The sequence below is a fragment of the Serratia sp. EC4 genome (assembly GCF_059652115.1).
This window is the reverse complement of the sequence record NZ_JBNIDE010000002.1, coordinates 143,715-169,689: the sequence shown is the minus strand read 5'-3', so window position 1 is coordinate 169,689 and position 25,975 is coordinate 143,715. Positions and strand designations below refer to the sequence as shown.

The 25,975-nt window shown below is 59.9% G+C and carries 23 protein-coding genes; 7 read left to right on the top strand and 16 right to left on the bottom strand.

All coding sequences use genetic code 11. The annotated features are described in order from the left end of the window. The first annotated feature begins 57 nt into the window (after nt 1–57). A complete protein-coding gene (locus ACP39K_RS07440; protein ID WP_004940317.1) occupies nt 58–372 on the top strand; it encodes an MGMT family protein in 315 nt (104 codons plus the stop codon). 64 nt (nt 373–436) lie between these two features. On the opposite strand, the gene ACP39K_RS07435 is transcribed toward ACP39K_RS07440, so the two are convergent. Further along, nucleotides 437–928 carry a YbaY family lipoprotein gene (locus ACP39K_RS07435; protein WP_016928846.1) on the bottom strand — a complete coding sequence of 164 codons (492 nt, stop codon included), beginning with the start codon at nt 926–928 and terminating at the stop codon, nt 437–439. Between the two features lie 230 nt (nt 929–1,158). Here ACP39K_RS07435 and tesB point away from each other — a divergent pair, with 230 nt between their 5' ends. Next, the gene (tesB, locus tag ACP39K_RS07430) at nt 1,159–2,022 is read left to right on the top strand and encodes an acyl-CoA thioesterase II (RefSeq protein WP_016928847.1); all 864 of its coding nucleotides are present in this window, start codon (nt 1,159–1,161) and stop codon (nt 2,020–2,022) included. Nucleotides 2,023–2,112: 90 nt separating this feature from the next. Here tesB and amtB read toward each other — a convergent pair whose 3' ends face one another. The 5 genes from amtB to ACP39K_RS07405 all read right to left on the bottom strand — a co-directional run bounded on the left by amtB (nt 2,113) and on the right by ACP39K_RS07405 (nt 8,152). Then, nucleotides 2,113–3,399, bottom strand: coding sequence for an ammonium transporter AmtB (gene amtB / locus ACP39K_RS07425; RefSeq protein WP_004940322.1), 1,287 nt, complete (start codon nt 3,397–3,399; stop codon nt 2,113–2,115). A 35-nt stretch (nt 3,400–3,434) separates the two neighbouring features. Further along, nucleotides 3,435–3,773 (bottom strand): P-II family nitrogen regulator, encoded by a 339-nt coding sequence (glnK, locus tag ACP39K_RS07420; protein WP_004940327.1) that lies wholly within the window; start codon nt 3,771–3,773, stop codon nt 3,435–3,437. A 278-nt stretch (nt 3,774–4,051) separates the two neighbouring features. Next, entirely contained in the window at nt 4,052–5,830 is a 1,779-nt protein-coding gene (smdB, locus tag ACP39K_RS07415) for a multidrug efflux ABC transporter permease/ATP-binding subunit SmdB (RefSeq protein WP_016928850.1), read from the bottom strand. Then, nucleotides 5,823–7,598, bottom strand: a complete 1,776-nt coding sequence (smdA, locus tag ACP39K_RS07410; RefSeq protein ID WP_497008401.1) for a multidrug efflux ABC transporter permease/ATP-binding subunit SmdA — start codon at nt 7,596–7,598, stop codon at nt 5,823–5,825. The genes smdB and smdA overlap by 8 nt, the downstream gene beginning before the upstream one ends. Nucleotides 7,599–7,690: 92 nt before the next feature. Further along, nucleotides 7,691–8,152 (bottom strand): Lrp/AsnC family transcriptional regulator, encoded by a 462-nt coding sequence (locus ACP39K_RS07405; protein WP_004940330.1) that lies wholly within the window; start codon nt 8,150–8,152, stop codon nt 7,691–7,693. Between the two features lie 122 nt (nt 8,153–8,274). Here ACP39K_RS07405 and ACP39K_RS07400 point away from each other — a divergent pair, with 122 nt between their 5' ends. Further along, complete coding sequence (locus ACP39K_RS07400) at nt 8,275–9,315, top strand: PLP-dependent cysteine synthase family protein (protein WP_049299677.1); 1,041 nt, start codon at nt 8,275–8,277, stop codon at nt 9,313–9,315. Between the two features lie 60 nt (nt 9,316–9,375). On the opposite strand, the gene cof is transcribed toward ACP39K_RS07400, so the two are convergent. Beyond that, nucleotides 9,376–10,200 (bottom strand): HMP-PP phosphatase, encoded by an 825-nt coding sequence (gene cof / locus ACP39K_RS07395; RefSeq protein WP_497008400.1) that lies wholly within the window; start codon nt 10,198–10,200, stop codon nt 9,376–9,378. Nucleotides 10,201–10,304: 104 nt separating this feature from the next. Between cof and ACP39K_RS07390 the strand changes: the two genes are divergently transcribed. Both ACP39K_RS07390 and queC read left to right on the top strand, forming a co-directional pair. Continuing rightward, complete coding sequence (locus tag ACP39K_RS07390; protein WP_115116170.1) at nt 10,305–12,020, top strand: SgrR family transcriptional regulator; 1,716 nt, start codon at nt 10,305–10,307, stop codon at nt 12,018–12,020. Nucleotides 12,021–12,135: 115 nt separating this feature from the next. Then, entirely contained in the window at nt 12,136–12,834 is a 699-nt protein-coding gene (gene queC / locus ACP39K_RS07385; RefSeq protein ID WP_004940343.1) for a 7-cyano-7-deazaguanine synthase QueC, read from the top strand. A gap of 36 nt (nt 12,835–12,870) precedes the next feature. Here queC and ACP39K_RS07380 read toward each other — a convergent pair whose 3' ends face one another. From ACP39K_RS07380 to bolA, 9 genes are all read right to left on the bottom strand, one after another. Next, nucleotides 12,871–13,284: an acyl-CoA thioesterase gene (locus ACP39K_RS07380; RefSeq protein ID WP_089184301.1), complete on the bottom strand. Its 414-nt coding sequence runs from the start codon at nt 13,282–13,284 to the stop codon at nt 12,871–12,873. Nucleotides 13,285–13,438: 154 nt separating this feature from the next. Further along, nucleotides 13,439–13,813: a ComEA family DNA-binding protein gene (locus ACP39K_RS07375; RefSeq protein WP_033641142.1), complete on the bottom strand. Its 375-nt coding sequence runs from the start codon at nt 13,811–13,813 to the stop codon at nt 13,439–13,441. Nucleotides 13,814–13,951: 138 nt separating this feature from the next. Beyond that, complete coding sequence (gene ppiD, locus ACP39K_RS07370) at nt 13,952–15,835, bottom strand: peptidylprolyl isomerase (RefSeq protein WP_016928857.1); 1,884 nt, start codon at nt 15,833–15,835, stop codon at nt 13,952–13,954. Nucleotides 15,836–16,013: 178 nt separating this feature from the next. Continuing rightward, the gene (hupB, locus tag ACP39K_RS07365; RefSeq protein ID WP_004940351.1) at nt 16,014–16,286 is read right to left on the bottom strand and encodes a nucleoid-associated protein HU-beta; all 273 of its coding nucleotides are present in this window, start codon (nt 16,284–16,286) and stop codon (nt 16,014–16,016) included. A 216-nt stretch (nt 16,287–16,502) separates the two neighbouring features. Then, complete coding sequence (gene lon / locus ACP39K_RS07360; RefSeq protein ID WP_004940352.1) at nt 16,503–18,857, bottom strand: endopeptidase La; 2,355 nt, start codon at nt 18,855–18,857, stop codon at nt 16,503–16,505. A 194-nt stretch (nt 18,858–19,051) separates the two neighbouring features. Beyond that, the gene (gene clpX / locus ACP39K_RS07355) at nt 19,052–20,323 is read right to left on the bottom strand and encodes an ATP-dependent protease ATP-binding subunit ClpX (protein WP_004940354.1); all 1,272 of its coding nucleotides are present in this window, start codon (nt 20,321–20,323) and stop codon (nt 19,052–19,054) included. Nucleotides 20,324–20,466: 143 nt separating this feature from the next. Then, nucleotides 20,467–21,090, bottom strand: coding sequence for an ATP-dependent Clp endopeptidase proteolytic subunit ClpP (clpP, locus tag ACP39K_RS07350; protein ID WP_016928858.1), 624 nt, complete (start codon nt 21,088–21,090; stop codon nt 20,467–20,469). A 438-nt stretch (nt 21,091–21,528) separates the two neighbouring features. Next, entirely contained in the window at nt 21,529–22,833 is a 1,305-nt protein-coding gene (gene tig, locus ACP39K_RS07345; protein ID WP_004940358.1) for a trigger factor, read from the bottom strand. A gap of 367 nt (nt 22,834–23,200) precedes the next feature. Next, nucleotides 23,201–23,515: a transcriptional regulator BolA gene (gene bolA, locus ACP39K_RS07340; RefSeq protein WP_004940361.1), complete on the bottom strand. Its 315-nt coding sequence runs from the start codon at nt 23,513–23,515 to the stop codon at nt 23,201–23,203. Nucleotides 23,516–23,829: 314 nt separating this feature from the next. On the opposite strand from bolA, the gene ACP39K_RS07335 reads away from it, so the two are divergent. Beyond that, nucleotides 23,830–24,408: a lipoprotein gene (locus ACP39K_RS07335; protein ID WP_004940363.1), complete on the top strand. Its 579-nt coding sequence runs from the start codon at nt 23,830–23,832 to the stop codon at nt 24,406–24,408. A gap of 51 nt (nt 24,409–24,459) precedes the next feature. Continuing rightward, a complete protein-coding gene (gene ampG, locus ACP39K_RS07330; RefSeq protein WP_497008399.1) occupies nt 24,460–25,938 on the top strand; it encodes a muropeptide MFS transporter AmpG in 1,479 nt (492 codons plus the stop codon). Nucleotides 25,939–25,975 lie beyond the last annotated feature (37 nt).

Genomic DNA, 25,975 nt, shown 5'->3' with positions numbered 1-25,975 from the left:
CCACCTGCGCTGTGGCACACTCTTCGCCTGGGTTTTGACTCGTGCAGGAACAGCAATATGCAACCAGAAGACGCCTCTTTCAGCCAGCGGGTTTTCCATATCGTGGCCGCCATCCCGTTCGGCAAAGTCACCACTTACGGTGAAGTCGCCCGGCTGGCCGGCTCGCCGCGCGCCGCACGTCAGGTTGGCGGCGTGCTGCGGCGTTTGCCCGAAGGCAGCACGCTGCCCTGGCACCGGGTGATCAACCGGCACGGACAGATCTCGCAGCAGGGGGAGGATTTTCAACGGCAACGGCAGGCACTGCTGGCGGAGGGGATAATTTTCGGCCCGCACAGCACGGTCGATTTCGAACGCTACGGCTGGCGCTGGTAAAACAAAACAGCCTTTGGCCGAAGCGCAAAGGCTGTTGATTTCATCTTGCTGTACCGCAGTAAGTTTACTGCATGGCGGTTGGCGCAGCCTGAATCGGCACACCCTGAACCGGAACCAGCAGCAGATCGGCGCGGGTGCCGTTGCGGTTAACCACTTCCTGGATGGTGTCGGTAATGAACATCAGGCGCCCGTTGACCGTCACCGCCGCGCTCAGAATGATGCGCGCATTCGGTTGGATGTCGGACGGGTTGTACGGCAGCGTAAAGCTGAATGGCGCCTGCTGCCCTTCAGTACGTACCGCGCGCTGTGCAATCACTTTGGACGGCGCATCTGCCAGCGAAGCGTCAGAGAGGGTGACCGTCAGTACGGCGTCCGGCGGCAGCGCAATGCGCTGACGTATATTAACCGAACCTGTCACCGCCGGGCCCTGAATCTGCGTTTGCGCAGCCGCCGGGTTACCGGCCGCCTGTGTAGGCACATCGGCACTCTTTTGCGCGCATCCTGCCAGCGTGATCGTCAGTGCCGCGGCACCGCCTACGATTTGCCAGAGTTTCATGGATCGGTCTCCTTTTTTATTATCAACATGTTGGTGGCTTTCACCACCTCACCTATTAAACCTAGCACAAAACACTGATAAATCCACTTTACCCCGCCTATTAATCACTTAAGCAGCCCACAGCGTCCATGATTAAGAGCATTCTCATCGGCCCTTAACGCAAAATGTTGACGCCGCGCCGTGATATTCCGCACACTGCGCAAAATGATTATTAGAAAGGTAACAACTTTATGAGCCAGGCATTGCAAAACCTCCTCGATCTGCTGGATCTGGAGAAAATCGAAGAAGGATTGTTCCGCGGTCAGAGTGAAGATCTGGGGCTGCGCCAGGTATTCGGCGGGCAGGTGGTCGGCCAGGCGTTGTACGCCGCCAAACAGACGGTGCCGGACGAGCGCAGCGTGCATTCGTTCCACAGCTACTTCCTGCGCCCGGGCGATAGCAGCAAACCAATCGTTTACGACGTGGAAACCCTGCGCGACGGCAACAGCTTCAGCGCGCGCCGCGTCAGCGCCATCCAGCACGGCAAACCTATCTTCTATATGACCGCCTCCTTCCAAAGTCCGGAAACGGGCTTCGAGCATCAGAACCTGATGCCGGACGTGCCGCCGCCGGAAGGGCTGCTGTCTGAATCTGAGATCGCCCAGAAGCTGGCGCATATGCTGCCGGAAAAAGTGCGCGAAAAATTTATCGGCCAGAAGCCGATCGAAATGCGCCCGGTGAAATTCCATAACCCACTGAAAGGCAGCGTGGAAGAACCGCATCGCTATGTGTGGTTCCGCGCCAACGGCAGCATGCCGGACGATCAGCGCATCCACCAATATCTGCTGGGCTACGCGTCGGACTTTAATTTCCTGCCGACGGCGCTGCAGCCGCACGGCGTCGGTTTCCTCGAGCCGGGCATGCAGGTGGCCACCATTGACCACTCAATGTGGTTCCACCGTCCGTTCCGCATGGATGACTGGCTGCTGTACGCGGTGGAGAGCTCCTCCGCCTCCGGCGCACGGGGCTTTGTGCGCGGCCAGATTTATACCCGCGACGGCGTACTGGTCGCCACCACCGTGCAGGAAGGGGTGATTCGCCAACGCGACGCCTGATCCGCAGCATAAAGAAAGGGGCGATGTTTCCATCGCCCCTTTTGGCTTCATCATTATTTTAGTCTTTAGCGCACTGCCCTGCTTTGAGCCTTATTGGTTGTAGGCGCTCTCGCCGTGGCTGTTGACGTCCAGCCCCTCGCGTTCCTGCTCCTCCGGCACTCTCAATCCAACCATCGCGCCCGCGATCTTGAAGGCGATAAAGGCGGCGACGCTCGACCACACCAGCGTGATCAGCACGCTCACCAGCTGGATCCAGACCTGATGGCCCATCGTCACCCCTTCGGCGTAACCGGTGCCGCCCAGTGAAGAGGCGGTGAACACCCCGGTCAACAGGCAGCCGACGATGCCGCACACCCCGTGCACACCGAACACGTCGCAGGTGTCGTCCACTTTCAGCCATTTTTTCAGCGTCACGACGCCCCACAGGCCGGCAACGCCGCCCACCAGGCCGATGATCAACGCCCCGCCCACCCCCACGGTGCCCGCCGCCGGCGTCACTGCAACCAGCCCGGCGATCATGCCGGAGCAGGCGCCCAGCAATGAAGGCTTGCCGCGCAGCACCCACTCGGCGAAGGTCCAGGAGAGAATGGCGCCCGCAGTGGCAACCACGGTATTGAGGAATGCCAAGGCCGCAATGCCGTTGGCCGCACTGGCGGAACCGGCATTGAAGCCGAACCAGCCGATATACAGGATGGACGCCCCGGTAAACACCATCGGCAGGTTGTGCGGTTTGAAGGCCTCTTTACCGAAGCCGGCGCGTTTGCCAATCAGGTAGGCGCCGATCAACCCGGCGCTGGCGGCGTTGATGTGCACCACGGTGCCGCCGGCGAAGTCCAATGCGCCGTCGGCGGCCAGGTAACCGCCACCCCACACCATGTGCGCGATCGGCAGATAAGACAGCGTGAACCACAGGATCGCGAAGATCAGCACCGCCGAGAAACGAATGCGTTCGGCGAAGCCACCCACCACCAACGCCACGGTGATACAGGCGAAGGAGGCCTGGAAAGCGACGTGGATCATCTGGCTGATGCTGCCGGTGACGCTGTCGATGCCGATGCCTTTCAGCATCGCCGTCTCGAATCCGCCGAACACCGCATTGCCTTCGCTGAACGCCAGGCTGTAGCCATACAGCACCCACAGCACGCAGACCAACGCGAAGGTGACGGTGACCTGCGTCAGCATCGACAGCACGTTTTTACCGCGCAGCAGACCGCCGTAAAACAGCGCGATGCCCGGCAGCGTCATGAACAGCACCAACGCGGTGCAGATCATCATAAAGGCGTTGTCGGCCTTATCGGCGACCGCCGGGGCGGCCAGGGCCAAAGAAGGAACCAGGGTTACCGAACTCAGGCCCAACATGGATAACAGTCTTTTCATTATCAATCATCCCCATCACTTAACTGAGTTCGCGGTTACAGTGCCGATTCGTCGGTTTCGCCGGTGCGAATGCGGATCACGCGTTGCAATTCGGCAACGAAAATTTTGCCGTCGCCGATTTTGCCGGTGTAAGCGGCTTTGCTAATCACATCAACCACTTCATCCAACTGATCGTCGGCGATGGCGATATCGATTTTGACCTTGGGCAGGAAGTTGACGTTATATTCGGCGCCGCGATACAGCTCGGCGTGCCCCTTCTGGCGGCCAAAGCCCTTCACTTCGGTTACGGTCAACCCCTGAATGCCCACGGAGGACAAGGCCTCGCGCACGTCCTCCAGCTTGAACGGTTTGATTACCACGGTCACCAGCTTCATATTGCCCCTCCACGAATTAAGCCCAAACTCACCCCTGGTACGCGTCATATGTAGCAAGGGCTGTGCCAAATTTAATTTTGTAGGGCGATTCAGCGGATTAGCGGGCACGCGGGCGCAGCCGCGAGGCGGCACGGCACCGATACCTTGGACAGGTTAAATAATGCGCACCGATTTGGTGCGCATCGCGTCGAAAAAGTGCAGAAAGGGGGCGTGGCCCAGATGGTTTGCCTGCTTATGGTGCGTTGGAAAGAAAGAAGGGCCGCGAGCGCGGCCCATGTTCAGGCGGGTTGGCTCTCCTCGCGCACCGCTTCCGCCAGTTGTTCGCCCGCCAACTGCAGCTGGTACATCTGGTAGTAACGCCCCTGCTGCGCCAGCAGCTGCTGATGGTTGCCCTGCTCCACCGCCTGGCCGCGATGCAGCACCAAAATGGAATCGGCATCGACGATGGTCGACAGCCGGTGGGCGATCACCACCAGCGTGGTGTGCTCGCGGATCGCACGCAGCGCGCGCTGGATAGCCTGTTCGGTGCCCGAGTCGATATTGGCGGTCGCCTCGTCGAGGATCAGGATCTGCGGCGCCTGCACCAAGACCCGCGCCATCGCCAGCAGCTGTTTCTGCCCGACCGACAGGTTATTGCCCTGCTCCCCCAGGCGGGTGTGGATACCCTGCGGGAAGCCGCGCACCAGATCCGCCAGCTGCACCGTTTCCAGCGCCCGCCAAACGGCGTCTTCCTCGATATTGCGCCCCAACGTGACGTTGGCCAGCACCGAATCAGCGATCACCACCGGATCCTGCTGCACCATCGCCACGCCCTGGCGCAGCGTGCGGTGCGACAAGCTGGAGATCGGGCGGCCATCGAGACGCACTTCCCCCTCGCTGACCGGGTAATAACCCATCAGCAGGTTAGCCAAGGTGCTCTTGCCGCTGCCGGTGTGCCCGACCAGCGCCACGAAGCCGCGCGACGGCACCGACAGCGAAATATGCTGCAGCACCTTTTTGTCCGCGCGGTAAGCGAAGCTCAGATCGGTGATGTCGATACGGCCGCCGGCCAACGGACTATCGTCGGCGCCGTAGCTCTGCTGGCTGCGATCCATCAGTTCGAAAATACGTTCGCCGGCCACCACCGCCTGCTGCAGGATCGACTGTTGTGACGTCAGCTCGATCAGCGGTTCGTTCAAACGCCCCAGGTAGTTGATGAAGGCATAGAGCACGCCGACGCCAATCACGCCTTCGCCGCTGAAGCCGAACAACATCAGCAAACCGCACAGCACCAGCGCCGAAAACAGGCTGAGCAGCGGCCGCAGCAGAAAACCGTCGAGCCGCAGGGTCTGCATGCGCGCGAGATAGTGCGACTGGCTGGCGGCGCTCATGCGCTCGCCGAAGCGCACCTGCTGGCGGAATTGCTGGATCACGCCCATGCCGTTGATCACTTCGTTGAAACCGTCGTTGATGTCCGCCAGATAACTGCGCACCCGGCGCACGATCGGCGTGCTGTAATATTGATAAATGCCCATCACCACGAACACCGCCGGGAAGATGCAGATGGCCACCAGCGCCATGCGCCAGTCGAGGCTGAACATCGCCACCAGCATGGCGCCGATCAGCGCGGCGCTTTTCAGCACCGTGGAGACCACCATCACGTACAGATCCTTGATCACTTCGGTGTCGTTGGTAACGCGCGAGATCAATTGCCCGACCGGTTGCGTGTCGAAGGCGCTGAGCGGCTGGCGCAGCGCGGCGTCCATCACGTCGGTGCGCAGCCGCTGCACCACCCCCACCGCCGCCTGGTTGAACAGCAGCGCCTGGAAGTAGTGCAGCGCCGCCGCCAGCAGCTCCAGCAGAATGTAGGCCGCCGCCAGCCCGCCGACGATCATCAGCGGCAGTTGCCCTTTGGCGACGTAATTATCGATAAAATAGCTCACCAGGATCGGCCCGGCGACTTCCGCCGCCGCCGCGATCCACAGCATCAGCACCGCCAGCCCCAGCGGTTTGCGGTACGGCGAGCCGTAGGCCAGCAGCCGCTTCAGCGTCGGCCACAGCTTTTGCACTTTATTCATCGGCCAACGCCTCCTCGCCGTTTTCCGGCGCCTCGTCCAGCGCCGCTTCCAGCTGCTGATAACGGTACATATCGCGATACCAGCCCGGCTGCGACGCCAACGCCGCCGGATCGCCGCGCTGCGCCACGCCGCCGTGCTGCATCACCAGGATCTCGCTGGCTTCGGTCAATGCCGACAGCCGGTGCGCGCTGATGATCACCGTGCGATCTTGCCCCCAGCTGCGCAGGTTGTGCAGGATCTGGTGTTCGGTACGGCCATCCACCGCCGACAGCGCATCGTCGAGGATCAGGATCTCCGCATCCAGCAGCAGCGCTCGTGCAATGGAGATGCGCTGTTTCTGCCCGCCCGACAGCATCACGCCGCGTTCGCCCACCTCGGTGTCATAGCCCTGCGGCAGCCGCAGAATGTCCTCATGGACGCTGGCCAACCGCGCCGCCTGTTCGATCTGCGCCTGCGTCGCCCCCGGATGGCCCAGCGCGATGTTGTTCGCCACGGTATCGGAGAACAGGAACGGCGTTTGGCTCACCACCGACAGCCGCGAACGCCAGTCATCGAGTTTGACCTGCGGCAACGGCAGGCCGTGATAGCGGATCTGCCCTTGGTCGACGTCGAACTGGCGCTGGATCAGCGACAGTAATGTCGACTTACCGGCCCCGGTCGGCCCGCACAGCCCCAGCATCTGCCCCGGCTTCAACGTCAGCGCCACGTCATGCAGCGCCGGATGTGGGTTGTCCGGGTAGTGGAACGCGCGGATATCCACGTCCAACACGCCGCGCCCGGCCGGCAACGCCTGCGGGCCATCCTGCACCGCCGGCGCCTCATCGAGCAGGCTGCGGATGCGGCTGTAGGCCGCGCTGCCGCGCTCGACGATATTGAACATCCAGGCCAGCGCCAGCATCGGCCAGATCATCAGGCCGAGGTACATCACAAAGCTGGTCAGTTGCCCGAGCGTCAGTGAACCGTTCACCACCATCCAGCTGCCGCCGCCGATGGCCAACAGGTTAGACGCGCCGATGGCGATATAAATGGTCGGATCGAAGCGCGCATCCACCCGCGCCACGTGCATGTTCTTGGCCCCGGTCTGCGCCGCGACATCGGCGAAGCGGTTCGATTGGTGATCTTCCAGCCCAAAGGCCTTGATCATGCGTATGCTGGTCATGCTTTCCTGCGCCTGATCGTTCAGGCTGGAAAACGCCGCCTGCGCCGATTTAAAGCGCTGGTGCAGCTGGTCGCCGTAATATTTGATGGCGATCGCCATCAGCGGCATCGGGATTAACGCCAACACCGTCAGCTGCCAGCTGATTTGGGTGCTCATCACCACCAGCACCACCACCCCCATCACCAGCGAATCCACCAACGTCAGCACGCCTTCACCGGCGGCGAACACCACGCGATCCACATCGTTGGTGGCGCGCGCCATCAGGTCGCCGGTGCGGTGGCGCAGGTAGAACGCCGGGTTTTGTTGGCTGAGCTGGCGGTAAAAGTTTTCGCGCAGTTCGACCGCCAGCTGGTAAGAGGCGCCGAACAGCAATACCCGCCACACATAGCGCAGCAGGTAAACGACGATCGCGGTGCCGATCATCAGCCCGAGCCAGGCCATCAGCACGCCGGCGGACATCTGTTTTTCGGTGACGCCGTCCACGATGATGCCGACCAGCTTAGGCGGCAACAGTTGCAGGATGGCGATGACGATCAGCAGCACCACCGCCCCGAGGTAGCGGCGCCACTCCCGGCGGAAGTACCAGCCGATTTGTGCAAATAATCTCACGCAGTTTGATTCCAGGATTTTATGGGATTTGTCTCTTTTTCTGCTTCAGCAGAGCAGGATACCATCGTTGAGCCGCCCGTCCGGTGAACTTTTCACTCCGGCACCGGCAGCGCGGTGGTGTATTTGATTTTTTCCATGGCAAAGCTCGAGGTGACGTCAATAAGGCCCGGTACGCCGTTCACCAGGCGCTTATAAAAGCCGTCGTAGCTTTTCATGTCCGCCACCTCGACCTGCATCAGGTAGTCATACTCCCCCGCCATCCGGTAGAACGCCAGCACCTCGGGCATTTGGCTGGTCAACTGCACAAACGCCTGATACCACTCGCTGCTGTGCTGCTGGGTCTTGATCAGCACGAACGCCGTCAACCCCAGGCCGAGCTTTTCATTATCCAGCAAGGCCACTCGGCCGCGAATATAGCCCTCGTCCTCCAGGCGCTTCAGGCGCTTCCAGCACGGCGTCGAGGTCAAATTGACCGCATCGGCCAGCGCCTGCAGCGACTGGGTGCAATCTTGCTGCAGCATGCACAGCAGCTTACGGTCTGTTTTATCTAACATAGCGGCCACCAGGAGAAAAATTTTCTCTCATTAGGCGATTAAACAGGGAAAATGGCAATCCTTTTTTCCCGCCGACAGGCTATGCTACGCCATAAACCAGCCCCCTATTCTGAGGCCAAATCATGACAAACTCTTGGGTAAAATATGCTATCGGTGAAATAGAAGCGGATTTTCAGCGCTCCGCCGATACGCATCTGATTCGCCTGAACCTGCCGGCGTTTCCCGGCATCTGCCTGTACCTGAAAGATGAGAGCACCCACCCGACCGGCAGCCTGAAACACCGCCTGGCGCGCTCGCTGTTCCTTTATGGCCTGTGCAACGGCTGGATCACCGAGAACACCACCATCATCGAGGCCTCTTCGGGCAGCACCGCGGTGTCCGAAGCCTACTTCGCCCGTCTGATCGGCCTGCCGTTCATCGCGGTGATGCCGTCCTGCACCGCGCGCCGCAAGGTGGAGCAGATCGCCTTCTATGGCGGCCGCTGTCACTTCGTCGATCACGCCGCCCAGATCTACGCCGCCTCCGAACAGCTGGCGAAAGAGCTGAACGGCCACTATATGGATCAGTTCACCTACGCCGAGCGCGCCACCGACTGGCGCGGCAACAACAACATCGCCGACAGCATCTTCCGCCAGATGGCGCGCGAACCCTTCCCGGTGCCGAAACACATCGTGATGAGCGCCGGCACCGGCGGCACCTCCGCCACGCTGGGGCGCTATATCCGCTATCAGGGGCACGACACCCAATTGACGGTGGTCGATCCGGAAAACTCAGTGTTCTATGACTGCTTCCACCACGGCGATCGCACCCTGATCGGCAGCTGCGGCAGCCGTATCGAAGGCATCGGCCGCCCGCGCGCCGAGCCGTCGTTCATCCCGGCGGTGGTCGACAACATGCTGCGCGTGCCGGATGCCGCCAGCGTCGCCACCATTCACTGGCTGGAAGGCGTGCTGGGCCGCAAGGTTGGCGCCTCTACCGGCACCAACGTTTGGGGTGCGCTGCAGTTGGCGAAGCAGATGCGGGAAAACGGCGAGCAAGGGGCGATCGTCACCCTGCTGTGCGACAGCGGCGAGCGTTATCTGGATACCTATTACAACCCGGAATGGGTCAGCAACAACATCGGCGATCTGCAGCCGTATCTCGCGCAGCTGGCGGATTTGTAACGCCAGGCTTCGGGTAAAAAAAAGCCGGGTAGTCATACCCGGCCGGCTGTAAGGAGAACCTCATTCTTCGGGGGAATAGGTGAGGCAAGGTGAACACAGCCAATGTTGTAAATAGTGGGCCACCGCCTGTTGTTGGCAATGGCCGATAACCGGTAGCTGCGGCAGCAGGGATTTCAGCTGCGGCAGGGCGTTGCCCATCACCACGCCGTGCCCCACCGCTCCCAGCATCTCTTTGTCGTTCATCGCGTCGCCGAACGCCATGCAGTCGGCCATCGTCAGCCCCAGGTGACGGCTCAACCGCTCCAGCGCCGTGCCTTTGTTGCAACCAAGCGGCAGCACCTCCAGACAGTCGTAGGCGGAAAAGCACAGGTCTGCCTCGTCGCCCAACTGCGCCCGCAGCTGCACCTGCAACGCCAGCAACTCTTCATGCGGCGCGACAAAGCACACCTTGCTGTTGCCGAACGCCGGCAGACGGCGCACATCGGCCAGTTGAAAACGAAAGCCGCTCAGGTGGTGCGCCCGCAGCATCTCTTCCGGCACGGGAAACTCGGTCAGCCAACCTTCGTCGCGGAATACATGCATGCTGGCGCGGGTGCGCCAATGATGATGCAGCACCTCTTCGGCGATCTCCGCCGGCAGGTCGGTGGCGTGCAGCTGTTGGCCGCGGTTGTCATATACCCGCGTGCCGTTGCCGGTGATCAGGTAACCCTGCAGCCCCAGTTGCGCCATGATCGGTTGCGCATCGAGGTAGTGCCGCCCGGTGGCGAAGGTCACCACCATCTCCCGCTCCACCAGCTGGTTCAGCACCGCCAGCGTTTCCGGACCAACCCGGTGATCCGGCATCAACAGCGTGCCGTCCATATCGAAAGCCGCCAGGCGATACATAAAGACCTCTTGAATGTGAACGCGATTACAATCACTGCAGTATGGGATGGCATTTGCGGAAGTAATAGTGAACAATTTGAAAAAACTGTTCCGGATTTCTGCCCATGCGCCTGGTTCACCGTCTCAGCCAATATCAACGCCTGTACCATCAGCTCGGCAGCGCGCCGGTCGCCGTGACCATCGGCGAGCTGGCGGCGATGTTCTACTGCAGCGAACGCCATGCCCGCACGCTGGTGCAGCAGCTGCAGGATCAGGGCTGGCTGAGCTGGCATTCGCAGCCCGGCCGCGGCAAACGCGCCAGCCTGCACTGCCTGAAAACCCCGGATGAGCTGCGCGCGCAGCTGTTGCAGCAGCTGTTGCAACAGGGCAATCATCAGGGGGCGCTGGAGATGGCGCAGCTCGATCCGCAGCACCTGCAGGATCTGCTCAGCCCGCACCTCGGCGGGCAATGGCAGGCCGGCAGCCCGACGCTGCGCATTCCCTATTACCGCACGCTGGAAGCGCTCGACCCGCTCACGCTGACCGGCCGCGCCGAGCAACATCTGGTGTCGACCCTGCACGCCGGACTGACGCGCCTGATGACCGGTAACCCGGAACCGCAACCCGATCTGGCGCACCATTGGCAGATTAGCGATCGCGGCCTGCGCTGGCGCTTCTTTCTGCGCAGCCAGCTGCGCTGGCACAACGGCGAACCGTTGACCGGCCACCAGCTGCTGCAAACGCTGGAAAAACTGCAGCGCCATCCGCGCAGCCAACCGAGCCTGGCTAACGTCGCGCGCATCAGCCTGCCGCATCCGCTGTGCATTCAGTTCGATCTGCACCTGCCGGACTACTGGCTGGCCCACCGGCTGGCGGAGCTGCCTTGCCTGATGACGCACCCGGAGCTGCCGGCCATCGGCGCCGGCCCGTTCAAGCTGACACTGAATGAGCCGCAACTGGTACGGCTGGAACAGCACGCCGGTTATCATCTGCAGCATCCGTATCTGGATACCATCGAATACTGGATCACCCCCGATTTACCTACCGCCGGCGCCGACGCCAGTTGCCAGCATCCGGTGCGCATCACCATAGGCCAGCAAGACGATTTGGCGCAGGCCCGGCCGGTGCAGCGCAGCATGAGCCTGGGCTGGTGTTATTTGGCGCTGAACCTGCGCCACGGCGTGCTGAGCGAAGCCCAAGGGCAAAAGCTGCTGATGCTGATCCAGCAGTCCGGCCTGCTGAGCCATCTGCCGATCCCCAACAGCGTGATCACCCCCAGCCATGAAATGCTGCCCGGCTGGCGCATCCCGCACCAACAGGTCGAAGAGGACGTCGCCCTGCCCGCCCGGCTGACGCTGCTGTATCGGCCACCGGTCGAGCTGGAAACGGTGACGGCCGCACTACAGCGGTTGCTCGCGCAGCACGGCTGCGAGCTGGAAGTGCGCTACTACGCCGGCAAGCGCTGGCAAAGCGAGGAACAGATCGCCCAGGCCGATCTGCTGCTGGCGGACAACCTGATCGGCGAAGCGCCGGAGGCGACGCTGGAGAGTTGGCTGCGGCAGGATACGCTGTGGCGCGGCATCCTCACGGAAAGCCGCTGGCAGCAGCAACAGGATACGCTGCGGCAGATCCAGCAGCTGCAGGCGCAGCAACCGCGCTTCGCACGGCTGCAGGCCTATTATCAACAGCTGATGGCCGCCGCCATCATCACGCCGCTGTTTCACTACCAGTATCAGATCAGCGCGCCGCCGCGCATGCATGGCGTGACGCTGACCGCCCACGGCTGGTTCGATTTTTGTCAGGCGTGGCTACCGCCGCCGGTGGATGACGCACCGGCCTGAGCCGAACCGCCCTGCGCCTGGCGGCCCTTTCTGCTACTATTGTCGCCGCAACGCAATTTTTATCCTGCCGCCCGAATGTGTATCGGGAGAGGCCAAAGCCCAAAAAGGTGATTTTATGAAGCGCGCGGTTGTCGTTTTCAGCGGTGGACAAGACTCCACGACCTGCTTGATCCAGGCATTGCAACAGTATGACGAAGTTCACTGCGTCACGTTCGATTACGGCCAGCGCCATCGCGCCGAGATTGAAGTGGCTCAGGAGCTGTCGGTGGCCCTCGGCGCCAAAGCGCACAAGGTGCTGGACGTGACGCTGCTCAATGAGCTGGCCGTCAGCAGCCTGACGCGCGACAATATTCCGGTTCCCGCCTACGATCCCAACCAGAAAAATGCGCTGCCGAGCACCTTCGTGCCGGGCCGCAACATCCTGTTCCTGACGCTGGCGGCGATCTACGCCTACCAGGTCGAAGCGGAAGCGGTGATCACCGGCGTGTGTGAAACCGATTTCTCCGGCTACCCGGATTGCCGCGACGAGTTCGTTAAAGCGCTGAACAAGGCGGTGACGCTGGGCATCGCCCGCGATATCCGCTTCGAAACGCCGCTGATGTGGCTGAACAAGGCCGAGACCTGGGCGCTGGCGGATTATTACCACCAGCTGGATCGCGTACGCCAGGATACGCTGACCTGCTACAACGGCATCAAGGGTGACGGCTGCGGCGAGTGCGCCGCTTGCAACCTGCGCGCCAATGGCCTGACGCAGTACCGGGCCAACCAGGCAGAAGTGATGGCGGCGTTGAAACAGAAAGCCGGCCTGGCCTGAGGGCAGTGACGGCGGCAACCTCTGCCGCCCGTGAGCTTACTGCAGATTATCCTTCAGCGTGAGCGCCTCCAGGTGCTCGCGCAATTCGCCTTCGATCGGCAGCGCCCGCTGCGTTTTCAGATCGACGCACACGAAAGTCAGCAGCGCGTCTGCCACCGGCGTCCCCGCCGGATCCTGCGTCACCTTTTGGCTCAGCACCCCGCTCTTGCCGTTGAGCTGCACCATCTGGCTGTCGATACGCAGTTTATCCCCCAATACCGCCGGGCTGCGGTAATTGATATTGATGTTCACCACGATAAAAGCGATGTTGTTTTCCGTCATCCAGCGGAACCCGGCTTCGTTCTCCAACCACTCCCAACGCGCCTCTTCCAGAAACTCCAGATAGCGGGCGTTGTTAACGTGCTGGTAAACATCAAGGTGATAACCGCGAACTTTGATAAAGGTTTGCATAGGGAACGATCGCTCCTGCCTGGTGATTACAGAAAGAGGGAGCCACGCTGGCTCCCTCGCCCGTTTGGTCAATGCGCCAAACTGGTAAGACCTGTAAAATGTAGCAGAGGAGTCACGGCCTCAGCGGCATTTTGCCACGCAGCCGCGACCGGGATCACATTTTCAGCCGGGTGCGGTTCTTCTCAAACAGCGCCGGCCCGATGCCAGGCACCTCCTGCAACTGCTCAACCTGAGTGAATGGCCCGTTCTGTTCGCGATAGCGCACGATGCCTTCCGCCTTCTTCAGACCGACGCCGCTCAGGGCGGCGGCCAGCTGTTCGGCGGTGGCCTGATTGATGCTGACCGCCGCCTCTTCGGTTGCCTTGGTCATCACCGATTGTCCGCCATTGCTCGCCGGTGTTGAGAGCATGGGCGCCTCGTTTTTTTCCACCGCGGCGGCCGGCCCAGCCAGGCATAACAACAGCGCGGTCAGCGCGGCGTTAACGTGACGACGGTAACCGAAAAACGCTTTTTTCTCTGAATATTGCATGCTGTATCCTCCTTGTGTGTGACAGCACGGCTACCTTGCCGCGGCGGCGGATATTCAGCAATCGGCGGATATCAGATGTGGAAAAGGCCGCGAAAGCGGCCTTTGTTTGTTGCACTGCGTTGCAGAAAAATGCGGCGATTACTGAGGCTGTTGCTCAGCGGCGCCCATTTTGATCTTGGCTTCTTTACGCAGGCTCGCCAGCAGCGAATCGAAGGAGACGCCGGTCGCGCCCTCTTCCATCTTGCCGACGAAGGTTTTCATTTCGTCTTCCGGCAGCGTGCCCGGCTTCACCGCATCAAGCGCAATCAGCACCACGTTGTCCTGGCGATCCTGCGACATGCCGTACACCGGTTTGCCGTCCTGCGGGTGCGGCAGCGCGAACACGCTCTCCACTAGTTGGCTGTCTTCCGGCGCGCGCGCCATCTTCTGCACGGCGCCAAAGCTCAGGCCGGCGGCTTTCATCGCTTCATCGCCCTTGCCCTGCTTCAGCTCAACCAACAGCTTCTCGCCCTGCAGCTTCGCTGCCTGCAGCGCCTTGTTGCGTTTCACCAGTTCCGCCACGCGGTCTTTTACCTGGTCGAACGGTTCGATGCCTTCCGGCTTGTGGCCGCTCACGCGCACCACGAAGGCGCGGTCGCCGTCTACGGTGATCACGTCAGAGTTGCTGCCCGGCGCGCCGTTCTCGCCGATCAGCGAGCCGTCGAAGATCGCCTGCACCACCGGCTTGAAGTTCAGCGCGGCAGGAATGTTGTCACGGGTGAACCAGTCGCTTTGCGCCGCTTTCACGCCGGCCGCTTCTTCAGCCGAGGCCAGAGATTCGTTGTCGCTGGTCGCCGCTTCGCTCACCTTCTGCTGCAGCGCGTAATACGCGTCTACCGCTTTCTCCTGCTGCACCTGCTTGGCGATAGCGTCATGCACGTCGCTCAGCGGTTTCAATTTCTCAGGTTCGATGTCGTTCAAACGCACGATCAGGAAGCCGACAGAGGATTTCACCACGCCGGACAGCTGCCCTTTCTCGGTCAGGTTAGCCTGCTTCAGCTCATCGGCGGTGGTTTCCGGCTCCAGCCACCCCAGCTCACCGCCGGTACGGCGTGAGATGATGTCGGTGGATTTCTCTTTCGCCAGGGTGGCGAAATCGGCACCCTTCTTCAGCTCGTCCAGCGCCGCGTTGGCTTCCGCCTCGGTTTTCAGCTGGATCACGCTGTAGTTTTTGCGCTCCGGCTGGCCATAGCTGCTCTTGTGCTGGTCATAGTAAGCGCTGATGTCCTCTTCGCTCACTTTCACCTTGTCCTGCATGGACGCCGCGTCCAGCGGGATATAGCTCACCTTCACCTGCTCCGGGGCGATGAAGCTGTTCTTGTTCTGATCGTAATACGCCTTCAGTTCGTCGTCGCCGGCGCTTTGTTTCGCCTGCAGCGCTTTCAAATCGATGGTCGCCAGGCGCACGTCGCGCTCCTGCAGCACCAGCGCCGCCATCGCTTGCGATTCAGACGGCAGCACAAAACCGGACTCGCCGAAGGCCTGGATCACCTGCTGATTGACCAACTGCTGACGCATCGACTGCGCGAAGTTGTCGGCGGTGTAACCCATGCGGCCGATCAGGTCGAGGTATTTGGCGTTATCAAACTGGCCGTTGGTCTGGAAGTAAGGCGCCTTGCGGATGGCGTCCTTGATCTGATCGTCGCTGACCGCCAGGCCCAACTTTTTGGCGTACTGGTCGAGCAGCATGTTGTCGATCAACTGGGACAACACCTGACGGCGCATCTGCTGCATGTAGCCTTCGTTGCCGGCCAGCGCAGAGAACTGGTCACCCAGCTGCTGCTGCATGCGGCTGCGCTCGCTTTGGAAAGCCTGTTCCAGCTGAGCGCGTTCGATCGTCTGACCATTTACTTTCGCAGCATAATCGCCGGAGCCGCCGATCAGGTAGTTACCCACCCCGGTCAGAACGAATGACAGGATGATCAGGGCCAGGATGATTTTGAGCACGACGTGATTGGCAGCCGCGCGTAAATTGTCCATCATAGTGTGACAACACTCCGCTGTGATGTGGATTAACAACCCTTGCGCAGGCGCGTTCCCTGCGACAAAAATAAAAAAAGCGCATCAGTCCGATGCGCCTTGTATCTTACCTTACCAGCACCGCTGCGTCAGGTGATTGTTTATTACAAAACCCTGTTACGCTAAACGGTTAGACGCTAAATCAGTTTACAGCGTCTTTCAGCGCTTTCCCTGCACGGAAGGCAGGTACTTTGGCTGCCGCGATCTTGATCTCTTTACCGGTCTGCGGGTTGCGGCCGGTACGGGCCGAACGTTCACGCACGGTAAAGGAACCGAAACCTACCAGAGCCACGTCATCCCCTGCTTTCAGGGAGTCGGTAACGGAAGCGATTACTGCGTCTAAAGCACGTCCCGCTGCCGCTTTGGAAATATCAGCACCTGCGGCAATCTTGTCGATCAGTTGTGACTTATTCACTCTATCATCCCCTCTAGAATTCTATCGTCGCACCGAAAAATCCCTACGGTTGCGACAGCGCAGCTGTTATATCAATCCCATCGAACCTTGGCAAGCCACCGACTGGGTGACAAAACGCGGGCCGACAGAGATCTAACTTAGCGGTACAAAAAAATACTGGCAAGTCCGAAATGGCTTGCCAGTATAAGTTTTATCAATGGTTTTTGCGATTCGTCACTATTTTGCCGCTACCGGCAGTGCGCCGAAGGCCGGGTTTTGCAACGCAATGTTCAAAACTTCATCGATTCGCTGCACCGGATGAATCTCCAGATCGGCGATAACATTGTCCGGAATCTCTTCCAGATCGCGCTTGTTCTCGTAAGGGATCAGCACGGTTTTGATGCCGCCGCGGTGCGCCGCCAACAGTTTCTCTTTCAGGCCGCCGATCGGCAACACCTGACCGCGCAGCGTGATCTCGCCGGTCATCGCCACATCGGCGCGTACCGGGTTGCCGGTCAGGCAGGAGACCAGCGCGGTGCACATCGCGATACCGGCGCTCGGGCCGTCTTTCGGCGTCGCCCCTTCCGGCACGTGCACGTGGATGTCGCGTTTCTCGTAGAAATCGGCGTTGATGCCCAATTTCTCCGCGCGCGCACGCACCACGGTCAGCGCCGCCTGAATCGATTCCTGCATCACTTCACCCAGAGAACCGGTGTAGGTCAGCTTGCCTTTGCCCGGCACGCAGGCGGTTTCGATGGTCAGCAGATCGCCGCCCACTTCCGTCCACGCCAGCCCGGTGACTTCGCCCACGCGGTTTTCGGTATCCGCACGGCCGTAATCGACGCGCTGCACGCCCAGGTAATCCTTCAGGTTGTCGCCGTTGATCTCGATATGCTTGCGCTTCTTGTCCATCAGCAACGTTTTCACCGCTTTACGGCACAGTTTGGAGATTTCACGCTCCAGGCTACGCACCCCGGCTTCGCGGGTGTAGAAGCGAATGATGCCGATGATGGCGCTGTCGTCGACCGTCAGTTCGCCTTTTTTCAGCGCATTGCGCTCAAGCTGCTTCGGCAGCAGGTGCTGTTTGGCGATGTTGAGCTTCTCGTCCTCGGTATAACCCGACAGGCGGATCACTTCCATACGGTCCAGCAGCGGCGCAGGAATGTTCATCGAGTTCGAGGTGGCGACGAACATCACGTCGGACAGATCGTAATCCACTTCCAGATAGTGGTCGTTGAACGCCACGTTCTGTTCCGGATCCAGCACTTCCAGCAGAGCGGAAGCCGGATCGCCGCGCATGTCGGAAGACATCTTGTCGATCTCATCCAGCAGGAACAGCGGGTTCTTCACCCCAACCTTGGCCATCTTCTGGATCAGTTTGCCCGGCATCGAACCGATGTAGGTACGACGGTGACCGCGGATTTCCGCTTCGTCACGCACGCCGCCCAGCGCCATGCGCACGTACTGGCGACCGGTCGCTTTGGCGATCGACTGCCCCAGCGAGGTTTTACCCACGCCCGGCGGCCCCACCAGACACAGGATCGGCCCCTTGATTTTGCTGACGCGACTCTGCACCGCGAGGTACTCGAGGATGCGATCCTTGACGCGCTCCAGGCCGTAGTGATCGGTATCGAGCACTTCCTGCGCCTTGTTCAGGTCTTTTTTCACCTTGCTGCGCGCATTCCACGGCACCTGCAGCATCCAGTCGATGTAGCCGCGCACCACGGTCGCTTCCGCCGACATCGGCGACATCATCTTCAGCTTTTGCAGTTCCGCTTCGGTTTTTTCGCGCGCCTCTTTCGGCATTTTCGCCGCATCGATCTTGCGCTTCAGCGCTTCGTGCTCGTCCGGCGCGTCGTCCATCTCGCCCAGTTCTTTCTGAATCGCCTTCATCTGCTCATTCAGATAGTACTCGCGCTGGCTCTTCTCCATCTGCTTCTTGACGCGGTTACGGATGCGTTTCTCAACCTGCAGCAGGTCGATCTCCGATTCCATCATCGCCATCAGGTATTCCAGACGCTCGGTGATGTCGGACATCTCGAGCACCGACTGCTTATCGCTGAGTTTCAGCGGCATATGGGCGGCGATGGTGTCCGCCAGGCGCGCGGCGTCGTCGATGCTGTTGAGTGAAGTCAGCACCTCCGGCGGGATTTTTTTGTTCAGTTTGATATAGCCTTCAAACTGATTGATCGCGGTGCGCACCAGCACTTCCTGCTCGCGCTCGTCGATAGCCGGCGACTCAAGGTATTCCGCCTGCGCGGCGAAATGCTCACCGCTGTCGGACAGCGTAGTGATGCGTGCGCGCTGCAGCCCCTCGACCAGCACTTTTACCGTGCCGTCCGGCAGCTTCAGCATCTGCAGGATCGACGCTACGGTGCCGACCGAGAACAAGTCGTTAATGCCAGGTTCATCCGTTGAGGCCTCTTTCTGTGCCACCAGCATGATCTTCTTATCGTGATCCATTGCGGCTTCGAGGCACCGAATCGATTTTTCCCGGCCAACAAATAACGGGATCACCATGTGCGGATAAACCACCACGTCGCGCAATGGCAAAACGGGGATTTCAATGCGTTCGGAACGCTCAGGGTTCATAGAGCTCTCTCTTAGTTTAATTTCCGCCAGGTTGAGGGGGAATCTCATGAGACGCAAGCATCTAACGTTTCATAAAATCTGGTTAATGAGTATATGGGGATGAATCTCTTACATTCAACGGCAAGAATGCAGGAAAAAGAAATGGGGGATGAAATCCCCCATTTTGCTGATAACGCGCTGGTTTAACTGGCTAATTATTCGCCAGACGCCTGGGCTTCAGGCTTGCCGTAAATCAGCAGCGGTTTGGATTGGCCGGCGATCACCGACTCGTCGATCACCACTTTGTCTACGCTGTCCATCGACGGCAGATCGTACATGGTGTCGAGCAGCGCGCCTTCCACGATGGAACGCAGGCCGCGGGCGCCGGTTTTGCGCGCCATGGCTTTCTTGGCGATGGCGTTCAGCGCTTCGTCGCGGAACTCCAGCTCCACGCCTTCCAGATTGAACAGCGCCTGATACTGCTTGGTCAGGGCGTTCTTCGGCTCTTTCAGGATCTGAATCAGCGCGTCTTCGCTCAGCTCGCTCAGGGTCGCCACCACCGGCAGACGGCCGATGAACTCAGGGATCAGACCAAACTTGATCAAATCTTCCGGTTCGGCCTGCAGCAGCAGTTCGCCTTCGGTGGCCTTCTCGGACTCGCCCTTGACGGTCGCGCCGAAGCCGATGCCGGAGCCGGTGTTGACGCGTTGACCGATCACCTTATCCAGGCCGGCGAATGCGCCGCCGCAGATAAACAGGATCTTGGAAGTATCGACCTGCAGGAATTCCTGTTGCGGATGCTTGCGCCCGCCCTGCGGCGGAACCGCGGCGATGGTGCCTTCAATCAGCTTCAGCAGCGCCTGCTGCACGCCTTCACCCGAAACGTCACGCGTGATCGACGGGTTGTCGGACTTACGGGAAATCTTATCGATTTCATCGATATAAACGATGCCGCGCTGCGCTTTCTGCACGTCATAGTCGCATTTTTGCAACAGCTTCTGGATAATATTTTCCACGTCCTCGCCCACATAACCGGCTTCGGTCAGCGTGGTGGCGTCGGCCATGGTGAACGGCACGTCCAGGAAGCGCGCCAGCGTTTCCGCCAGCAGAGTCTTGCCGCTGCCGGTCGGGCCGATCAGCAAGATGTTGCTCTTGCCCAACTCGATACCGTTGCTGGTATCGCCGTTGCGCAGGCGTTTGTAGTGGTTGTACACCGCAACCGCCAGCACTTTCTTCGCCTGCTCCTGGCCGATGACGTAGTCATCCAGGTGGTGGCGGATCTCGTGCGGCGTCGGCAGCGCACTGCGCTCACGATGCGGGGCAACTTCTTTAATCTCTTCGCGAATAATGTCGTTACACAGATCGACACATTCATCGCAGATATACACTGACGGCCCGGCAATCAGCTTACGCACTTCATGCTGGCTTTTGCCGCAAAAAGAGCAGTACAGCAGCTTTCCTGAACCGTCTTTGCGCTTATCTGTCATCAGTCAAACCTCTTCTTTAGTCTTGTCCCGCAGGAAAATCACGGCGGCAGTGCGCCCAAACTCATATCGGGAACGCCGAGGGGCTACAACAGAGCGAGCCCCTGCCCACTCTGATTACTATAGTCCATCGGCGCCGCGTGGTTCTAGCTGCGGTGTGTCAGAATGCCGTCAACCAGGCCGTATTCCACGGCTTCTTCCGCGGTCATAAAGCGATCGCGCTCGGTGTCGCGCTCGATCTGCTCCAGCGGCTGGCCGGTATGCTCGGCCATCAGTTCGTTCATGCGCGCTTTCACCTTGAGGATTTCACGCGCGTGGATTTCGATGTCCGTCGCCTGGCCCTGGTAGCCGCCCAGCGGCTGGTGAATCATCACGCGCGAGTTCGGCAGGCAGAAACGTTTGCCTTTGGCGCCCGCGGTCAGCAGGAAGGAGCCCATTGAGCACGCCTGGCCCATACAGATGGTGCTGACGTCCGGCTTGATGAACTTCATGGTGTCGTAAATCGACATGCCCGCGGTGATCACCCCGCCCGGCGAGTTGATGTAGAGGAAAATGTCTTTTTCCGGGCTTTCCGCTTCGAGGAACAGCATTTGCGCCACGATCAGGTTGGCCATGTGATCTTCCACCTGGCCGGTCAGGAAAATGATGCGCTCTTTCAGCAGGCGGGAATAAATGTCGTAAGAACGCTCCCCGCGTGAAGTCTGCTCTACCACCATCGGCACCAGCGCCATGTTCGGTGCAAATTGATCTCGTTCGCCACTGTATGACATTACCGTCTCCTAATAGAAATTGCCTTGGCGGCCAGGGTGTCACCCTAATACGCCGATTCTACTTGAGAACGGCCATGATGACTATGCTCAAGCATTCGACCCGCGCCGCACGTACCCGACGGTTAGTTTATCCCGCGCACTTTGGCAAACAGCCCCAGAATCATTCTTTACAGATTGGGGGATCCCGGCGCAATTTCAAGCCCAGGGGCCGATTTTCTCCGCGCGCCGAAAACGATGCCGTTAATCTGACCGTTATCATGCCAGCCAGTTCCCCAGGCAACAGGGTAAATATAGTGCATATTATCCCGCTTAACCTGAGATTAATCAGCAACGTGGCAAAAAGAAAAGCCCGCAACCTGAGGTTGCGGGCTTTTTCATCGTGCGCCGGTTCGCCAGGCGAAACCGGGGGCGCCGTTCATCGCGCCCGGCACGCCGGCATTACGCCTGTTGAGTCTGGTTCATCAGCTCGCTGAAGGTAGTGGCTTTTTCAGTCACTTTCGCTTTTGCCAGCAGGGCTTCAACCGCTTGCTCTTCCAGAGCCACGTTGCGCATGTTGTTCATCAGCTCTTTGTTTTTGCTGTAGAACTCGATGACTTCGCTTGGATCTTCGTAGGCAGAAGCCATTTCTTCGATCAGCGTCTTCACGCGGTCTTCGTCAGCTTTCAGATCGTTGGTGCTGATCACTTCGCCCAGCAGCAGGCCAACCACTACGCGGCGTTTCGCTTGCTCTTCGAACAGTTCGCGTGGCAGTTCCAGCGCTTGCTTCTCGTTGCCGCCGAAACGCTGTGCAGCCTGACGACGCAGCACGTCGATTTCGCCGTCGATCAGGGCAGCAGGCACGTCGATTTCGTTCGCGCTCACCAGGCCGTCGATCGCCTGAGACTTGATGCGGTTACGCACCGCGCCTTTCAGCTCGCGCTCCATGTTCTTGCGAACTTCGGTGCGCAGGCCGGCAACGGAACCGTCCGCCACGCCGAAACGCTTGATGAACTCTTCGGTCAGTTCCGGCAGCTCGCGCTCTTCAACTTTCTTCAGCACGATAGCGAATTTGGCCGCTTTGCCCTTCAGGTTTTCCGCGTGGTAGTCTTCCGGGAAGTTCACGTCGATGGAGAACTCTTCGCCCGCTTTGTGACCAACCAGACCTTCTTCGAAGCCTGGGATCATGCGGCCCTGGCCCATTGCCAGCACGAAGTCGGACGCTTTGCCGCCTTCGAACTCTTCACCGTCGATAGAACCGGTGAAGTCAACGGTCACGCGATCTTCAGCTTCCGCTGCGCGATCGGTTTCTTTCCAGGTTGCCTGCTGCTTGCGCAGGGTATCCAGCATCGCGTCGACGTCTTCGTCGTTCACTTCAACTACGGGTTTTTCAACTTCGATGTTTTCCAGGCCTTTCAGCTCAACTTCTGGATACACTTCGAACTCAACGGCGAAAGTGAAGTCTTCACCTTCTTTGTACTCGCCCGGCACGTAGTTTGGTGCGCCGGCCGGATTAATCTTTTCTTTGATGATCGCGTCAACGAAGCTGCGCTGCATCGCTTCGCCCAGCACGTCCTGACGAACAGAGGCGCCGTAACGCTGTTCCACGATGTTCATCGGCACTTTGCCTTTGCGGAAGCCGTCGATACGCACGCTTTTCGCTGCGTTGATCAGCTCTTTCTTCACCGCCTGCTTGATAGTATCAGCCGGTACAGTAATAGAGAGACGGCGCCCAAGGCCTTGAGTGGTTTCTACTGAAACTTGCATCTTGTTACCTCAAAAAAATCACAGTGCTCGGTCAACTCCGTTCCAAGAACCAGGACGGCTACAGATAAGAACCGAGTTCCCTGATGACAGAAGCGTCCCGAAACCATTCCGGAAAAATAAGACGCGACATTATAGCGGCGCATGCGTGGCGAGTCGAGGAAAGCTAGGCGGCGCAGGCGCGCTAAAACTCACACTTTTGCCGATTCGATCGCCAAAAGGCCGCCAAAACAGACCGAACGTTGGCCACATTGCGCGTCGGCCGTGTCGTCGTCAAAAACAGAAACGGCCCGCAGGCCGTTTCAAAATTCGTCAGTAGTAATACCCTAATTCAAGGGCAAAGTTCCACTGATACCTGAAAATTTCCCCCTCAGGCCAGCGTGCCCGCGCCGCGGCACGGCGGCGAGGCCGGCACGGTATCCTGCAGACCTTCCCACTCTTTGAGCGTATAGGTATGCAGCGCCAGCGCGTGTACGCCGTCCGCCAGCTCCTCCGACAATACGCCGTAGATGGAGCGGTGGCGCGTCAAAAAACGTTCGCCGACGAAGCGATCGCTGACCAATACCACTTTGAAATGGCTTTCTGAACCCGCCGGAACGTTATGACGATAGCTTTCATCAACGACTTCCAGATACGCGGGCTCAAACGCCGCCCTTAACTTTGCTTCTATTTGCTCGCGAATCATAGGATCTCCTTACAACACCGGCAGAGGACCGTGCCCATCTAGTTCAATATTAGCCGGTTTTCCCCCGTTTAGACCATCGCCGGGACAAATTTCTCTTTTCTGCGGTCAAATGATGAGCACCATCCCCGCCGCTTGGGGGATTATCCGATTGAGCGGGCCAAAAAAGCGTGTTTTTATCAACGGCAGGTAAAAATTTGTCACTCAGGCGCCTTCCGCGCTTCCACCGCACGGCGGCGATGCTATGATGTCGGCAATTTGTTGTCGGCTATCCCGCTCTGATTATTGCTAAATCCATCGAGAATGAGACAGAAAACATGTTAAAGAAACTTTGTCTTCCTTTGCTGGCCGCCCTGCTGCTGGCCGGCTGCGCGACCAGCAGCAACACCCTGAACGTCACGCCGAAAATCGTTCTGCCGCAGCAGGATCCTACCCTGCAGGGCATCACTGTCAGCATCAACGGCGCGGATCAGCGCACCGACCAGGCGCTGGCCAAGGTGAACCGCGACGGCCAGCTGGTCACGCTGACGCCATCGCGCGATCTGCGTTTCCTGCTGCAGGAAGTGCTGGAGAAACAGATGGGCGCACGTGGCTACATGATCGGCGCCGACGGCCCGGTGGCGCTGCAAATCGTCGTCAATAATCTGTACGCGGACGTCGCCGAAGGTAACCTGCGCTACAACATCACCACCAAAGCCGACATCTCGATCATCGCCCAGGCGAAGAACGGCAACAAACAGGTGAAGAATTACCGCTCGACCTATAACGTGCAGGGCGCCTTCACGGCGACCAACGAGAAGATCACCGACGCCGTCAACTCCGTGCTGGGCGACGTGATCGCCGACATGGCTCAGGACACCAGCGTCAACGATTTCATCAAGCAAAACGCGCGTTAATCGCCGCGCCTTGTGCCGCCCGGCGGATCGGGCGGCGCAGACAGGGAACTCATGTCGAAACACTATTTGAACATCTTCACCCAGCGTAACTCCGCCATTCTGCTGCTGCTGGGCTTCGCGTCGGGTCTGCCGCTGGCATTGACCTCCGGCACGCTGCAAGCCTGGATGACCGTCGAAAATATCGATCTGAAAACCATCGGCATCTTCTCACTGGTGGGCCAGGCCTACGTCTTCAAATTCCTCTGGTCGCCGTTCATGGACCGCTATACCCCGCCGTTTCTCGGGCGGCGGCGCGGTTGGCTGCTGATCAGCCAGCTGTTGCTGGTGGCGGCGATTGTGGCGATGGGCTTTATGCAGCCCGCGCAGCACCTGTGGTGGCTGGCGGCGTTGGCGGTGCTGGTGGCGTTCTGCTCCGCCTCGCAAGATATTGTGTTCGACGCCTATAAAACCGATCTGCTGAAAGCCGAAGAACGGGGCACGGGCGCGGCGATCTCGGTGCTGGGTTATCGGCTGGCGATGCTGGTTTCCGGCGGCCTGGCGCTGTGGCTGGCGGATCGCTATTTCGGCTGGCAAACCACCTACTGGCTGATGGCCGGGTTGATGCTGATCGGCGTGGCCGCCACGCTGCTGGCGCCTGAGCCGGACGAAAACATCCCGGCGCCGCGCACCATGGAACAGGCGGTCGTCGCGCCGCTGCGCGATTTTTTCGGCCGCAACAACGCCTGGCTGATCCTGCTGCTGATCGTGATGTACAAAATGGGCGACGCTTTCGCCGGCAGCCTGAGCACCACCTTCCTGATCCGCGGCGTGGGGTTCGACGCCGGTGAAGTCGGGCTGGTGAACAAAACCCTCGGCCTGTTCGCGACCATCGTCGGCGCCCTGTTCGGCGGCGTGCTGATGCAGCGTCTCAGCCTGTTCCGCGCGCTGATGCTGTTCGGCGTCCTGCAGGCGGTCTCCAATCTCGGGTATTGGATCCTGGCGGTGACCGACAAGAGCCTGCTCACCATGGGCAGCGCCATCTTCCTCGAAAATCTGTGTGGCGGCATGGGCACCGCGGCCTTCGTGGCGTTGCTGATGACGCTGTGCAACCGGTCGTTCTCCGCCACCCAGTTCGCGCTGCTGTCGGCGCTGTCCGCCGTAGGGCGTGTCTATGTCGGTCCGATCGCCGGTTGGTTCGTCGAAGCCCACGGTTGGCCGTTGTTCTACCTGTTCTCTATCGCCGCTGCCCTGCCCGGCTTGCTGCTGCTCGGTATCTGTCGTCAGACGCTGGAGCACACCCAGCAGCATGGCAATTTTATGCCGCGCACCGAGTTTTCAGAATCTTACCGTTGGGCACTGCGCTTGCTGACGCTAGGCTGTTCGCTGTTGGGCCTGTGGTTGCTGTTGCTTATCGCCAATGCGCTGGAGTGGACGCAGGCCCCGCAGTTGGCCGATCGGCTGCTGCAGGTCGGCGCCGCGCTGAGCCTGCTCGGCGTCGCAATGGGCAGTACGTTGGATTACCTCGCCCTGCGCCGCACCCGTTTGGCATAATCTGAACGGCCGGTGATTTCGCCGGCCGAAAAAAAAG